Genomic DNA, 15,294 nt, shown 5'->3' on the forward strand with positions numbered 1-15,294 from the left:
CTTATTGGGCCCCTGCTAAAGATTCCAGCCAGGAACACCATTCATCCAAACCATGGCCGCTCCTGGCCGAAGTGATAAAAATTTTTAATTGGTCGTTTATTTCTTTTAACTCAGCAAGACAAGTGTCCAGGTCAAAATCGGTATATGGCAGCAGGTCTTCTTTATTGATAACCGCAACCCCGGCCTCTCTAAAAACAGACGGGTACTTGGACGGCTTGTCAATACCCTCGGTCACACTTAAAACCGCAATCTTCATCTGTTCCCCCAGGTCAAAAGCAGCCGGGCACACCAGGTTGCCGACGTTTTCAATGAACAGCACATCCAATTCCGCCAGCGGCATTTCCAGCAGCGCCCGGTAAACCATGTCGGCGGTAAGGTGACACAGTCCCTCGGTGTTAATCTGCACTGCAGCGGCACCGGCTTTTTCAATTCGCGCGGCGTCACGCTCAGTATATAGGTCTCCCACCACGACCCCGATTTTTAGCCGGTCAGCCAGCATCACGGCGGTTTTTTCCATTAGTGTTGTTTTACCGGACCCGGGCGAACTGATCAGGTTAATTGCCACTACCTTGCTTTGCCTGAACAATTTCCGGTTCACCACAGCCTGGTCGCTATTGGCCAGCAACAGGTCTCTGCCTACAATAATTTTCAAAACAGCCAGCTCCTTAGTCCCTAATCTCCCTCATAATAATCGACGTATAATTCTCTGCCGCTAACGGTTGAGGCGCCACCGGCGCCGCAATCAGGGCATTTCCAATTAATTTCATCAGGTTGATATTCACTGCCGCATTCCCCGCACTTCAGTACGAGGGGCGTTTTATCAATTTCCAGCACAGCGCCCTCGCAAATTGTGTCTTTGGTCAGCACCTGGAAAGCAAAATCAAGGGCTTCCGGCAGGGCGCCATATGACTCTCCCACCACTATTCTAACGGTATTCACTTTGGCAATGTCATTTTCGGCAGCGCTATGTTTAACTGTTTCAATAAGTGCCTGAATTAAAGATAGCTCATGCACCGGCCAAAACCTCCGCGTAAAACATAGTAGTCAGAAGTCAGGAGTCAGAATTCAGTAGTAGTAATACCCCTCCTGACTTTTATCTCTTAAATAGATGCTGAAGATAGTTGCCCTTTTTTGTTGCTTTTATTCATTATAAACCATCCTATTGAAGTTTGATTTTCTCCCCATGGCTAAAGCCAGGGGATTCTAGGGACTAACCCCAAGGCAGTACAATCACCTCTAAGCAGCCGCTTACGCCGCTGCCTTACTTTTATTTACCACTGGTTTTTTACGGGGTGTAGCTAAAACCCGCACCCGGTGGGGATTTAATAAGATACCCTTGTCCAAAGCCGAGAAATCGACGTCCAGACGGTACTTACGGATAATATTAGCTGCTCCGTTTATGTCTGCATGTACGATATAGCCTTCTTTTGTCCGGTACAGACTTCGTTTGATTCGTCTACCGCTAAATTGCGGTTTATTTTCCCTTTGTGGATCGTACACTGGAAGGCTATCTTTATCGAGAAAACTTGCTTTACTGGTGTAGCTCTCTTCCACTTCCGCGTAGAGAATACCGTACTTTTCACAAAGGTTTTTCAGGATACGCCGGAGCTTCCAGAACGGGATCTGGACAAAGTTCTGGTTGTTGACGTGACCAATGCTAACTCCCTGCTTTTGTTCCTTATTCACACCGACTACGACGGTGCCGACTTCCCGGGTGATGCAAAAATCTACTATGTGCCTTGCTACTTTGCGCAAGTAGTCGGTGATGAGGTTTTCCCGACGCACGGCGAGAGTGGCTTGCTTTTTGGTTTCGCCTTTGATGTTGTGCAGGTCTTTGATGGATTGCAGGCGCGCCCGTTCTTTGTTGTACCACTGGTTAGCTGCTTTTAGCTGCCTGCCGTCGATTAGGAAGGTGTGTCCGGTGGTGGAAGCGCAGGCAGCCAGGGTATCTACACCCGGATCTATTCCCAATATACGTTTCTTGTCCTGGGTTGACATAATTACCGGCTTAGTGTGATAAATAATCTCCACTTCAAAGAAGCGGGCGTTATGAGCCGGGTTAATGCGTACCTCGCGGACGCTGGTGGCGTTAATGCGGCTTGGGAATGGGATATAGGTTTTAGTTACCTGGTTCTCTTTTCTGAAAGCGTTGGATAGTGGCAACTGCAGGTAGTTATCTTTAATAGTGATGGCATTTGTGGATAACACCAGCTGAAAGTAGCCGTCTTTCTTTAGGTAGTGTGGGATGCGTATTTTATCTATCGGGTATTTGCCTTGCTTTGCTAGCCTATTTAGAGAAAGAAAGCTTTTAAACGATTGGGTGGCTATCCGGATTATCTGCTGGGAGACGCCGGCTTGTAGCATTTTGAAGTTCTCGTTCGCTTTGCACTGGGCGCAGTTCTTGGGGTAGCTCAGTAGTTTTCCAGCTGCAAAGTAGTGCTGCCGGATGTTGTACAGGGCCACGTTGTACAGGTTCTTGGCGTACCGGCAGAGGCTTTGCAGCTGGTTATACTCTTCTTTGGTTAATCCTTTAATTCTGTTCTTTTGTGTTGCAAACAGTTTGGTTCACCTCCCTTTTGTAGGTATATTATACCATACAGAACCTATGTTTGGGTATGGTATATTTGCCTTTTTATCGACTAGCAACTTTTCAGGGCATTGAGCTCTGAAAGTTGCTGCGCCTTATATCCCCATGGCTGAAGCCAGGGACTTTACGGCGCGCTTCGGTAAAGCATAGTGTTGCCACATGACAACACCATGCTCCCAGCCGTTTAACAATCAATTTTCCAACACAGCCCTCACTCTTTGCACCAGCTCCGGTATAGCCGCTTCCACCGCAGGGGTGCAGTGCGTGCTGAAATTCACCACATCCTGCACTTCAACGGCAAAAATTATAATTTCCGATGGCATTTCACGGCCAAATAAACGGTAGCCCAAATCCAGGGCCGCGCCCAGATGCATATTGTGAGTGCCGGAGAATTCCAGATCAGCCATCAATTCCCGCGTGTTTAACTCCAGTATTGTGCCCGGTTTCGCGCCCGCACAAACACCGTCAATAATTAATGCCCTGTCATATCCCAAAACCGCATCAATAACATCAAACCCCGTGGTGGTAAGCACACGGGTGTCTACAAAGCCGCTTAACTGTTCCGCCACCTTAATTCCCACAGCATCGTCCGTTAGTACGGGATTGCCGATGCCTATCAGTATAGTTTTCATGCACCTGTCACTCTTAAAAGTTATTCATTGATTGATAAATTTTTCCCCGAGCATCATAAATATTGATCTGCAGTGGCGATCTGCCGGGCAGTGCATGGGTGGCGCAGGCCAGACAAAGATCGTAGGGTCGATAGGCCATCTCCACCATATTCAGTATGCCCTCATCCACCTTGCCGTCTTTGATGAAATGACTGGCGGCCCTGCGTATCGCCACATTTATGGGACCCTTATTATGGGTGGTGGCCACGATCAGGTTGCAGTCCTCCACAATACCCCGGCTGTCGGTTTGATAATGATGGATCAGCACTCCCCGTACAGCTTCGATAATGCCGACACCCTCCCCGACAGCTTCACCCAGCGGGGTACGGATGTCCGGTGCGATAATACTCTCGTCTTCGGCCAGCTGCCGCACTTTTTCTGCGGCATTTAACAGTTCCACCGCTCTGGCCCAGTGATAAACCATGATATTGTGCACCGGCCCCGGAGGCAATGCCTCTTTCATTTTTTCATAAGCTTCCTGGGCCAGGGGCGTATCAAAGCCACTGCCTGCATTATATCTGGCCAGCGGCCCTACGCAGTACAGGGAAGTGTTGTCGCCGTCGGCAACCCCCTGCCAGCCGCCTTTTTTCAAATACGGCATTTTTAAATAGCTCCAGGGCAGTACCCTTTCAGCTATATAATCCAGATATTCTTTTCCCTGAAAACGCCCTATTTCCCGGCCGGCCGGGTCAACTATTTTCTGGGTGCCGTCATAATATTGTACTTTATCCTGGTCATCCACAGTGCCGATATAATTGCAAACCACCTTATACATGTCACCCAAAACGAGTTCCATATACGCCTGGTTTTTAAGCACCACATCTTCAAACACCTGCAGGGTCATTTGTCCCAGTTCCACCAGATCCTCGGACAGCTTCAAAATTTCCTGCCGCTCTTCTTCCGTTATTCTCTTGGACCAACCGCCGGGTAGCGCGGCCACGGCATGAATCGGCCGGCCTCCCAGCATTTCCACTATCTTGACGGCGCTGCTGCGCTTTTTGAGCACGGCACGGCCGGTCTCCACCCCTACCGTTTCAATCAAACCAATTAAGTTACGCACAGCGGGGCTGGCCGTGGGGCCGGGTACGAAATCCGGAAAACCCAGCGCGTATAAGATTGCGCAGTGATCTTCCACATAGTGGGCGTTTAAAAACAGTTCTCTTATTTTTCTGGCAGTTGGCGTGGGCTCAACACCGTAAACAGCGTCGGCAGCCTTTACCGAAGCAGTGTAGTGCACCCCCCGGCAAACACCACAGATAGTGGAGACAGTGCGGGGAACCTCCTCAATGGGCATGCCTCGCAGGAAGCGCTCGTAGCCCCTCAGCTCGACAGTCTGAAAAAAAGCATTATCCACGTTGCCTTCATCATTCAGGAAGATACTTATTTTACCGTGTCCCTCAAGCCTTGTCATCGGATTTATTTCAATTCGCTTCAATTTATTCCACCCCTTATTTCAGCTTTCCGCCCAGAATGGACGAAGGCAAAGAATAACGGTAAAAAAGTTTGGCCGGACAATCAATCCGATCAACCAGTTTTTCATCGGCCATAGATGCGGCAATGGCGCTTACAGCCCGCAAGCCGAAGTCCTTTACTCCCGGAATGGGCCCGCCGCAGCCGCGGCAGGGTATATTGACTTTGGGGCACTGGGCATTACAGTCACCCTGGGTTACCGGCCCCAGACAAATGTAGCCCTCCTGAAGCAGGCACTTATCCGGCTCGGGCACACCGTCCGTCACCCTCCGGATGTCTTGGATCAATTCCCTTTCCTTGCCCTGCAGGGCGGGATTGCGCTCACAAACATCACATACCGCCTTGCCCCCGGTCAACCAGGAGCCCCGGGGCGGCAGCTTTCCTTCCAGCACCGCCGTCAGCGCGCCACCGATAAAGGAATGGTGCGGCGGGCACCCCCCGGTAAGGTAATCCACATCCACCACTGCGGCAACAGGACGCACGTTTTCATAAAAATCAGGCAGGGTCAGCTCATATTTGCCATCTACCACGCAGCTTGTCTGCGGAACAATACCCTCCGGATTATCCGTACTAAAGGTGTCAAAGTAAGCGGTATCAAATATTTCTTTTTTGGTGTGCATATTGCCCATCCCCGGAATGCCCCCCATGGAGGCGCAAATACCCAGGGCAACCAGTGTTTTGCATTTGCGGCGCATCACCTTAACCATGTGTTCCTGCTCGCTGAGCCTGACCATACCGGCAATCAGTCCCAGATCAATACTGCCGTCAGGCATGGCCTCCAGGTCCTTATATTTAACATCCGCCACCGTGGGCGCCCAGAATACTATTTCCAATTGAGGCAGCACATCCAAAAGAGTTTCGGAAAGGTCCACCACTGCCATATCACAGCCGGCACAGCCGCCGGCCAGAAGATAAGCTAATTTTACCTTTTCAGGCATTTCCATTCCTCCCCCTGGGGTTTGGGCCCAATTTCCGGATGACGGCGTCAAAATCATTCATCACCTGGGCAAAACGTTTGCCCTCGGACCCGGAAATCCACTCCAGCCTGACCCTCTCAGGCTCAACCCCCATATCCACCAGCAATCTGTGCAATAAATTAAAGCGCCGCAGTGCTTTATGGTTACCTTCTTTATAATGGCAGTCACCGGGGTGACACCCTCCCACCAGTACTCCGTCGGCGCCTTTACTTAAAGCCTCCACGATATATTCCGCCTCAAGGGAACCACTGCAGGGCACCCGGATGATGTTAATGCTGCTGGGGTATTTATACCTGAGGCTGCCGGCCAGGTCGGCGCCCTGGTAGGTACACCAGTTGCAAGCAAAGACGATAATATTGGGCTTCCAATCAGACATTGCCATCCCCCCGGATCTTATTTATTACCGCGCTAACATTGCTTTTGGCCAGACCGGTCACCTTTTCCGGCTCCGCGCCCAGGCAAAGGGCCAGCAGCTGCATATAATGCAGCACCGGTATGGTAAAAGTAATCCTTCTGTCTTTATTCAGCGGCACCTGGGCAGTATCTATTTGAATCAAACAGGAACTGCAGCCGGTAACGATTAAATCCGGATCAGCCTCCTCCTTGATGGATTTAAGCTTTACGGCAAGGAGATTGAAGGCTTTTTCCATGTCAGCGCTCCTCATGCCCCCCATGCCGCAGCAGTCTGTAAGGCGGCTATAGTCAACCACCTCGGCGCCCAGGGTCCGGCACATATCCCCGAGTATATGGGGATGAAAGCTGTCTTCTTCACGGTCCGGATAGATTGCACTGGGCCAAAGGCTGTGGCAGCCGGGCTGCAGGGCAATTTTCAGCCCTTCCAAACTATATTTGAGGGATTGTTTAATTTTTTCCACCCCTATATTTTGATAAAGATAGCCCACCGACTGGTAGACATCGGCGGTACCCCGGTAATTCCTGCCCAGACCCTTTAATATGCCGTTAACTTTTTCTTTCAGGAACGGATCATTTTGCAGTTTGTGCCTGACTTCCCCCAATGAGCCGTAGCAGCTGCCGCAAACCGTAACAATATCCAACTCCTTTTCCTCCGCCAAAGACAGGTTCCGGGCGCTTACGGCACTCCAGCCCGCCATATCCACCGATGGCATGGTTCCCCAGGAAGGACAGCAGGACTGGCCTTCCAGATCATCCAGTTCCACTCCCAGCAGAGGATAGGAAAGACGCACCGCTTGCTCTAAATCAGGACGGTTAAAAGCTGTATTGCAGCCGATAAAAAATCCTACTTTCATCCACTACACCTCACTAGCATCAGCCATTTCATTGCCATCCATGGGAATTAATCCGATTTCCCACAGGTCGGTCTGGTGCAATATGGCCTTTATTTCTTTAAGTGCTTCGGGAGAAGCCAATACGGTGGGGGGTTTTTCCGGCAGGCCCACCTTTTGCCTGGTCTGTCCTGAATCTTTTAGATATACGGCGTGCCCCACGTCATAAAGAGATTTCAGACCTTCGATAGATAAGGCCGGCACGGCGAATTCCCGCACCGCCACCCGGCGCATGGCCAGAATTATCTCGAAGGGCCTGACGTCCCTGGGACAAATTTCAGTACAGCGGTTGCAAGACTGACAGGCCCAAATGGATGAGTCTTCCAGGAGTATTTCCCTGGCCCCCAAAAAGATAGCCTGAATCAATTTCTTGTTAAAGATAGGAAAGCCGGCCAGGGCCATGGGACATACCGCAGCGCACTTGCCGCACTGAATGCAATCAAGCAGCGCCTCGCCGCCCATTGCTTTAATTTCCGCTACAAATCCGGGCTCACCGGCAGACAGATCATATACTAGCTCAGCGGACTCATTAATCAATTGACTCACCTCCCGACGCACTGGTTAAAGCATCGATCTGGGCCAATATCTGACTGGCTGTAAATCCCTGCAGAGTAATGGCCAGAGAAGGACATGCCGCAGCGCAGACACCGCAGCCGGCGCAAAGAGCTATATCAATGCGGGCCCGCACCTTGCCGCCGGTGTCCTCCCGGCTGATGGCCGAATACGGGCAAAGCGGTACACAAATGCCGCACCCGCTGCATTTATCCTGGTCGACGGAAGAACTAAAGGGCTCCACCGCCACCTTGCCAGCGGTCAAAGGCACGGCCGCCGCGGAAGAGGCCGCCCTGGACTGGGAAACCGATTCCGGAATATCTTTGGGCCCCTGGGCGCAGCCGGCAATGTAAATACCCTTTACCGATGTCTCCACAGGGTATAGCTTGGTGTGCAATTCCTTCAGGAATCCTTCCGAACCGCAGGTAATACCCAGTCTTCTGCCCAAATCCTCCATGCCGGCAGAGGGCTCCACAGCTGTGGCCAAAGCCACCATATCGGCGTCCAGAGTTACCGGGATGTCCATATCCACGTCATAAGCCCTGACCCTCAGGCGGTCACCGGGCAACTGATCCACTGCCCCCACCCGGCCCCGGATAATTTTAATTCCCAGTTCTCTGCAATAATTATAGTATTCTTCAAAATCCTTACCCGGAGTTCTGACATCAATAAAGAAAATATATACTTCGGTATCCGGATATTTTTCCTTGATCAAACGGGCTTCTTTGAGCATATACATGCAGCAGACTTTGGAACAATAGACATGATGGTTTTTGTCCCGGCTGCCGACGCAGGATATGAAAGCCACAGTTTGGGGCTTTTGGCCGTCCGAGGGACGGTGAAATTCTCCATCCGTGGGTCCGGTAGCCGAAAGAATCCGCTCCAGCTGCATGCAGGTAATGACATTGGGGGATTCCGGGGAATATTCTTTAAAGGGCTCTTTGGGCATGGCCTGATAACCGGCGGCAACAATAATGGTACCTACTTTGATGTTGATAAATTCACCCTCCGGATCATAAGCCAGGGTACGGTCACAGGCCCCGGTTTTACAAGCTTTTTCACAGGGCGCCAGCATAACTTCCCCGGTTTTGGCATTCACCCGGTGCTCTTTGCCCAACTGCGAGCCGGCGCAGTTCAGGCAATGCTCCGGGTCCAGCACCGCTCTTTTGGGCACCGCCTGGGGAAAAGCTATATATATGGCCTTACGATTGTCCAAACCTTCATTAAACTCATTGGGGGCTTTGCCCAGGCAGGCAGTGACACAATCACCGCAGCCGGTACACTTGTCCCAGTCAATGTATTTTTGCTTTTTTCTTACGGTGACCTTAAAATTGCCGATGGAGCCGTTAACGGCCTCCACCTCAGAATAAGGCAGCAGCTTAATATAAGGGTGGTTGGCCACCTGCACCATTATTGGGGTAAGGATACAGGCGGAGCAGTCATTGGTGGGAAAAGTTTTATCCAGCTTGGCCATATTTCCCCCCACCGACGGATTGCGGTCCAGCAGCCAAACCTTGTAACCCATGCCGGCCAGGTCCAGCGCGGCAAACATGCCGCTTACACCGGCTCCCACCACCAATGCGGATTCCTCCACCTCTACATATCGCTGTTCCAGCGGCTGCAGCAAAGCAGCCTTGGCCACCGCACTGGCAATCAGCTTTTGGGCCTTTTGGGTGGCCCCTTCTTGGTCCCCCCAGTGCGCCCAGCTATCCTGGTCCCGGATGTTGGCCATCTCCAAAAGATACGGATTTAAACCGGCATCCTCCAGAGTTTTCCGAAAAATAGGCTCATGAGTCCGGGGTGTGCAAGCGGCCACCACCACCCGGTCAATAATTCCCGCCTCAATGTCTTTGCGGATTAATTCCTGACCGGGGTCTGAGCACATAAAAAGATATTCCCTGGCCACAGCAACACCCGGTAATGTCGCGGCAAAGCCAACCACTTTGGCAACGTCTACCGACCCGGCTATGTTTTCACCGCAATGACAGACATAAACACCTGTTTTTGACACCATCTTTCCTCCTTATCCTCAAAAGGCATAGTCGATGATATTGGTCTGTTAAATCCATATTCACGGACCATCATTGGGACGATCCATATAAATTACCTCCTTCCCGTGCTGCAACAACTGGTAATGGCAAATCATGTTACATACTGGTATTTTCTGAATTTTATGATTTTTTACTTTAGTCACGCAAAAATAATGCCAGCCTGAAAGACTGGCATTAGTGGCATTACCATTCCAAATTTTATACACAGCGCAAGGCAAGCTCGCTGTATAGCGAATATTTAATCATTCCAAATTATATACACGTCCAAATTTTAGACAGTTGGTCCGTGATACTCTTATTAATGAATGTTATATTCTTTTAATTTCAGATAAAAAGTAGCCCTGGGCATACCGAGCATACTGGCTGCGTCTACCTTATTGTTGTTTGTTTCTTTCAGAGCCTTGATAATAAGATCCTTTTCCAGGTTCCTTACCGCCTTTTTCATAGGAGTCAGCCGAACGATTTTACGGCCCCCGTTTAATTGCCGGATATAATCAGGAAGGTGCTGAACCTGAATGATATTCCCGTCAGCGGTGTAAAACGCCCGCTCAATGACATTCTTCAACTCCCTCACATTGCCGGGCCATTCATAGGCGGCAAAAAGAGCGAGCGCCTCACTTGCAATCAGTTTCACCGGAGACTTGTTCTCTGCAGCCAATTCCCTCAAAAAATGATCTGCCAGCGGGGGAATATCCTCCTTCCGGTGCAACAGCGCGGGAACTGTAACCGATATTACATTAAGCCGGTAAAACAGATCGCTCCTGAATTTACCTTCACCAATAAGCCTGTTCAGGTCCTGATTGGTAGCCGCTATAATCCTGGCGGACAGCCTGATGGCGGTGGTTCCGCCCACCCGCTCAAATGCCCTTTCCTGGAGCACCCGCAGGAGCTTGGCCTGTGTACTTAGGGGCAGTTCGGCTATCTCATCCAGCAGCAGGGAACCCCCCCGGGCCTGATCCAGTTTACCCGGCTTACCGCCTTTGCGGGCGCCGGTAAAGGCCCCTTCTTCATATCCGAAAAGCTCCGATTCGATCAGTTGCTCCGGCAGAGCGGCGCAGTTAATGGCGATAAACGGCTTCTCGCTACGCGGGCTCACCATGTGCACGGCACGGGCCAGAACCTCCTTGCCCACGCCGCTTTCACCAAGTATTAACAGAGTAGCGTCATTCTGCCCCAATTTGATAGCTGTCTGCCGCAAGCCCTGAATGTAGGGGCTGTCCCCCACAAGATAGTCCTTTATTTCGTCACTCATTTTCAAACGTTTTTTGTAATACTCCAGTTCACCCCGGGATTGTTCCAATAAATACGGAAGGCACATCTCTATCTCCGCCAGCCCCTGGCAAACCGCAACGGCTTTGTCCCGGCAGGAATTATATCCGCACGCCCCGCAATTCAACTCATCTTCCGGCTTATTTTTATTGGTATATCTTAAAACCCTGACAATATCCTCTTCGCTGGGGGACAGCAGAGGTTGATATTTATTGGAAAAGGAACGATCCAGTTGTAGTTTGGGGAGTCGCCCGAGGTTCTCTTTTTTTCTGGACCGGGAATACTGGTAAACCTGGTACTGTCTGTTAAAAACATCCAGATCACTGGCTATTTCGGGTCCGTCTATACACCCGCCTTTACAAAACAGCATGTCTATGAGACGGTGTTTAATATATCCCTCCTGCAGTTTTTGCAGAAACTGGACACATTCTTCCTTTCCTTCCACCACCGCGACCTCGTCTTCCCGGTAGATGTTCCCCCTGGGGTCGACATTCTTAACCAGCCCGCCGGTCAGCGGAAAAGTGGAGGGTAAATAGCTTTTTTCAAAGGATGGCGCGGGGACAACATCTTTTGTCTCCCACATGTCTTTTAACAGCTCTTTTAATTCCTTGAAGGTCAATACGGCATCTATGATACCCTCCGGGGAATTCAGCACTTCCTCCTTCTTGGCTATACAGGGTCCAATAAAAATCAGCCGGCAGTTTTTATTGCGGTGACGGAGAAGCTTGGCGGTGGCCATCAATGCGGAATCAATCGGAATCAGATACTGTATCAGATCCGGGAAATGTTTTTCGATCAGATTCACCACTGCCGCGCAATGAGAACCGATAGCCGGCTCTTTCCTGCCGGCCAGATATTCTCTGTACCTGGGCATGGTCAACTCTACCCCTATGGTTAGCTCATGAACTTCATTAAAGCCCGCCTCCTGCAGCAAGTTAAAAAAATCACCGGGATCAAGAGGGTAGATTGAGGCTGGAAAGGACGGGGCCAGGAGGGCGATAGCTCCGCCTTCCTTTAAGTAATCCTCTACTTGCGGAACAAAAGTAACCACTTCTTTGGCATTTTGCGAGCACGCCTTGATGCAGCTGCCGCAGCTGATGCACCGCTCCGGAACAACCATCGACTGCCCTACCTTAACTTTTATGGCCTTGACCGGGCATTGGCGCACACATGAATAGCAGGCTTTACACCTGTCTTTAATGGTAGAAACAACCGACACCTTACCCACCTCCAAAAATAAAAAGACGTCACCATGCAGTGAACATCGCTTCCCCATTATGAAACATAGCACTAAATTTTATATTCCGAAAATTTGTGAAATATTTTTCAGGTTCCCCTTTTTTCTTTGGGCGGCACACCTATAATTGAAATTCTAAGATAATGTTAAATTATATCATAATAGTTGATTAATTAAAATTATTCTACGCTGAAGTTAAAAATAACTTCGTTTTCCGGTTATATACATTACTGAAAAAAAGAATGCCGCTGCATTCTTTAAAAGATATCCTTGATATTGTATTACTATTTGCCATTATTTCAGCTATCTGGATTCCAGGGCTTCGCGAAGTGCAATGAAGGCTTTGAGTATATCGGCCGAGGCACGCATCAAATCCTCAACGTTCTGCGAAGTACAATCATGGGCCAGTTTTTGGCCGAACTCGTGTACCTTTTCATGCGGACCGTCGATATCCTTCAAGTTGCACGGATCGGTTAACCGATCCGTGCAACTTTGTGCTATTTTTCCAGCGCCGGCTGCGCACTATTACCCTGATTCTGCAGCATTTTATTCTTGTAATTCCAGGCCAGCACCGCTTCAGCAAAGGCTACCATTTTTTTGGTCATTCCACCGCCCACTTTACCATTTTGCCTGCTGGGCAGTTCCCCCTTGTCAATATTGGCGTAGTCCGGCAGGCCAAGCTCCGCGGCCATTTCATTTTTAAACTCCTCCAACGCGGGGTATACATACTGCTGTAATTCCCTGGGCACCAGGCCCGTGGACGAGGTGGCCTTCATTAAATCCGGAAGCGTGTAACTGCCTGACAAAACTATTTCATTGTTCTCACTCAAGCTGCATTGACACCTCCCGTAATAATCCAATTAAAAAATTTTAGTTTAACCAATATTTAATGCTAGTATTCCTTGTTTGAAAATAAATATGCCAGTTAAATTGATCTAAAATTTAAATTTCTAAACTGGTGATTGTGAACACAGCCTGAATAATTTCTGCGTTGTTTTTTTCTGCATCAGCCAATACCTGGTAAGCTTTTTGTGCATTTTGATTGAATTTTTTATACCGGTCCCTTTCCAGGTTCCAAATGTCCTTAATAACGCCTCCGTGCCCGGCGCTTACCGGAATAATAAGTTTACCCAGCTTGCTGGCGATTTGATATTCTTTCATCAGCATTTCTCCGCCAACCTGAGGATTGCAGTTGCCGGTAAAAATACAGCACCCGCTCCTTTTGATCATATCTTCTTTATACTTTAATAGCAGGTCCGGAGAATTACCTATACAAGGAACAAGGTTAAACCTGGCAAAAAATTCGATACTTTTACCACTCTTGTATAACTGCTCCATTGCCCCTGCAAGTACATGGGTATCGATTATGGAATCAAAGCCGCAGGTTAAATTGTAACCTTCAACAATGGTATACTTGCCAAGCCGGCGTAAAAAATGATAAAAATTTCGCCCGCATGCTGTATTATCTCCACCAAGTCCTGTAACATAAATATTTTTTTTATAATATTCTTTTTCGATACTGCCCAATATATCAGCTATGCCACCGTAGTCATCAACCGCCACGGTTTGAATATTATACCGTTTCAGATCATCCACAAACAGTTCAAATTTATTCTTTTCATACTGATAATCGTCATCACCCGGCTGCGGGCGGCGCATAATGGTAAAGTGCTCCCTTGAATTTTCCCTGAATATTGCTCTGATCCTGCCGAAAACCTTCTGCAAATTGGGATCATTAAAGCTGAATCCCAAAAACAAAAAGGTATGTTCCACCAATGCACAGTAAAAAGCACTGGACATAGCGGAGCGCCTGGTATCATAAAACTCATAATCATCCCTGGTCAAAACTATACCATTCAACTGGGATACATCTCCGTGCATTTTATATATGGTTACCGGAGCATTAACATTGGAATAAGCCAGGGCATCATCATCCCTTACTACATTGACGCTAATGCCCTCCTGCCGAAAAGTTTCTTCAATAACCAGGTCATAATTTGTAGTCCAGATGTTTGATAGCGGCAGTCTGGTTATTATCCTGTGGCTTTCCGTTCCCGTTACATCTTTACCGAAATGATTTAATATTTCCTGCGTTAAACCTCCACGGTTTCCCTTGCGCAAAACATACATTTGAGCCAGCCCGATCAGGTCATGCTCTTTGTCAACATTGAGGCCAAGTTCTTTGGCCGGTTCCCTTAGCAATTCCTTCCAATCAAAAAAGCCAACCGGCTTGGACAGACCGGCCCCCAAAAATAGCGCGGCCCTGCCACAGCGAAGAACTTCTACGTATTTTTTGATCATTTGCTCCCGGTCAATCATCCATAATTAACCCTTCCGTTTAAGCATAGTAAACCGGCTAAGCATGTTAAAGCAACCTAATACATCATAAGAAACGCAACAATTATTATTCCCAGACATGGTTTTTTGAAATCATTAGACTCAATTTTTAAAACGGGGATTAAAAATAGCAGCCGGATTTTTTTCTCAGCTGCTATTTATCACCTGCCTTATTGTTTTACTAAGCTGTAATCAGGTTCTATTGGTACTGAGGTATCCATATTGCCATTTAAAATACTTTCCTGCTTATCCCCTTCCAACAAGAACTGCACTTTCTCAATGCCCGGAAGCTGGCAAAGGGAATCAACCACTGCATAAATAGTGATGGTTTCTCCTGCCGAACCGCCCCAGTGATTATCACGAAACTCTTTGGAAAAATCAATATAGGCAATACCGTCGGTCACCTTGGCAGAAAGAAGTTTTGTTCCGTTTGGAATCACCTGACCCAGGTTTGTATTTGCCGGGCCTTTAATTAATTCATGAACAATAACACTTTCCATTGCTTCATCTTTTTCTTTTGCGGCTTCCCTCTCCTCGGGAACGAGATTCATCGCTTGATCATCGCTGAAGTAAAGAGTAACTTTTTGAACTTCACTGCTATTAGGATTACCCTGTTCGCTCTCCCGGCTCACCTCGGGACTTTGTGCGTCCGAAGAATTAGCAGGCTTTTTGCCACAAGCGGAGACAGATAAAATGAGCAACACCGCAAGCAGGGCTATGATCCCTTTGGGCCAAAATCTGTTTGCTTTAATAATTTCAAACATCTCCTTTCACCAAATCTCTTACCGGAAAATTTGTGGTTTGAAAGCCGGTGTTCCGTAAATGTTCATTGCGAGGGG

The 15,294-nt window shown here is 48.8% G+C and carries 14 protein-coding genes; all 14 read right to left on the bottom strand.

Translation table 11 applies throughout. The annotated features are described in order from the left end of the window. Window position 1: 1 nt before the first annotated feature. The gene (gene hypB / locus BM056_RS11620) at window positions 2-652 is read right to left on the bottom strand and encodes a hydrogenase nickel incorporation protein HypB (protein ID WP_092471587.1); all 651 of its coding nucleotides are present in this window, start codon (window positions 650-652) and stop codon (window positions 2-4) included. Window positions 653-672: 20 nt separating this feature from the next. Continuing rightward, the gene (hypA, locus tag BM056_RS11625) at window positions 673-1,014 is read right to left on the bottom strand and encodes a hydrogenase maturation nickel metallochaperone HypA (protein WP_092471588.1); all 342 of its coding nucleotides are present in this window, start codon (window positions 1,012-1,014) and stop codon (window positions 673-675) included. Window positions 1,015-1,248: 234 nt separating this feature from the next. Continuing rightward, window positions 1,249-2,559, bottom strand: a complete 1,311-nt coding sequence (locus tag BM056_RS11630; protein WP_092471589.1) for an RNA-guided endonuclease InsQ/TnpB family protein — start codon at window positions 2,557-2,559, stop codon at window positions 1,249-1,251. Between the two features lie 219 nt (window positions 2,560-2,778). Beyond that, window positions 2,779-3,219: a hydrogenase maturation protease gene (locus BM056_RS11635; protein ID WP_092471590.1), complete on the bottom strand. Its 441-nt coding sequence runs from the start codon at window positions 3,217-3,219 to the stop codon at window positions 2,779-2,781. A gap of 13 nt (window positions 3,220-3,232) precedes the next feature. Beyond that, entirely contained in the window at window positions 3,233-4,693 is a 1,461-nt protein-coding gene (locus BM056_RS11640) for a Ni/Fe hydrogenase subunit alpha (protein WP_092471591.1), read from the bottom strand. Between the two features lie 13 nt (window positions 4,694-4,706). Then, window positions 4,707-5,666 carry an NADH-quinone oxidoreductase subunit B family protein gene (locus BM056_RS11645; protein WP_092471592.1) on the bottom strand — a complete coding sequence of 320 codons (960 nt, stop codon included), beginning with the start codon at window positions 5,664-5,666 and terminating at the stop codon, window positions 4,707-4,709. Next, the gene (locus BM056_RS11650) at window positions 5,659-6,081 is read right to left on the bottom strand and encodes a hydrogenase iron-sulfur subunit (RefSeq protein ID WP_092471593.1); all 423 of its coding nucleotides are present in this window, start codon (window positions 6,079-6,081) and stop codon (window positions 5,659-5,661) included. The genes BM056_RS11645 and BM056_RS11650 overlap by 8 nt, the downstream gene beginning before the upstream one ends. Further along, the gene (locus BM056_RS11655; RefSeq protein ID WP_092471594.1) at window positions 6,074-6,973 is read right to left on the bottom strand and encodes a CoB--CoM heterodisulfide reductase iron-sulfur subunit B family protein; all 900 of its coding nucleotides are present in this window, start codon (window positions 6,971-6,973) and stop codon (window positions 6,074-6,076) included. The genes BM056_RS11650 and BM056_RS11655 overlap by 8 nt, the downstream gene beginning before the upstream one ends. 3 nt (window positions 6,974-6,976) lie before the next feature. Next, window positions 6,977-7,546 (bottom strand): 4Fe-4S dicluster domain-containing protein, encoded by a 570-nt coding sequence (locus BM056_RS11660; RefSeq protein WP_238456432.1) that lies wholly within the window; start codon window positions 7,544-7,546, stop codon window positions 6,977-6,979. Further along, window positions 7,539-9,572, bottom strand: a complete 2,034-nt coding sequence (locus BM056_RS11665) for a CoB--CoM heterodisulfide reductase iron-sulfur subunit A family protein (protein WP_092471595.1) — start codon at window positions 9,570-9,572, stop codon at window positions 7,539-7,541. The genes BM056_RS11660 and BM056_RS11665 overlap by 8 nt, the downstream gene beginning before the upstream one ends. 338 nt (window positions 9,573-9,910) lie before the next feature. Further along, window positions 9,911-12,157 carry a sigma 54-interacting transcriptional regulator gene (locus BM056_RS11670; RefSeq protein WP_238456433.1) on the bottom strand — a complete coding sequence of 749 codons (2,247 nt, stop codon included), beginning with the start codon at window positions 12,155-12,157 and terminating at the stop codon, window positions 9,911-9,913. A gap of 458 nt (window positions 12,158-12,615) precedes the next feature. Next, the gene (locus BM056_RS11675; protein ID WP_092471759.1) at window positions 12,616-12,894 is read right to left on the bottom strand and encodes an alpha/beta-type small acid-soluble spore protein; all 279 of its coding nucleotides are present in this window, start codon (window positions 12,892-12,894) and stop codon (window positions 12,616-12,618) included. A gap of 166 nt (window positions 12,895-13,060) precedes the next feature. After that, on the bottom strand, window positions 13,061-14,419 hold the full coding sequence (locus BM056_RS11680; RefSeq protein ID WP_165613492.1) for an SIR2 family protein: 1,359 nt from the start codon (window positions 14,417-14,419) through the stop codon (window positions 13,061-13,063). A 206-nt stretch (window positions 14,420-14,625) separates the two neighbouring features. Further along, entirely contained in the window at window positions 14,626-15,219 is a 594-nt protein-coding gene (locus BM056_RS11685; RefSeq protein WP_092471598.1) for a GerMN domain-containing protein, read from the bottom strand. Window positions 15,220-15,294: the final 75 nt, after the last annotated feature.

The sequence above is a fragment of the Desulfotruncus arcticus DSM 17038 genome (assembly GCF_900113335.1).
In the GTDB taxonomy this organism is placed as follows: domain Bacteria; phylum Bacillota; class Desulfotomaculia; order Desulfotomaculales; family Desulfallaceae; genus Desulfotruncus; species Desulfotruncus arcticus.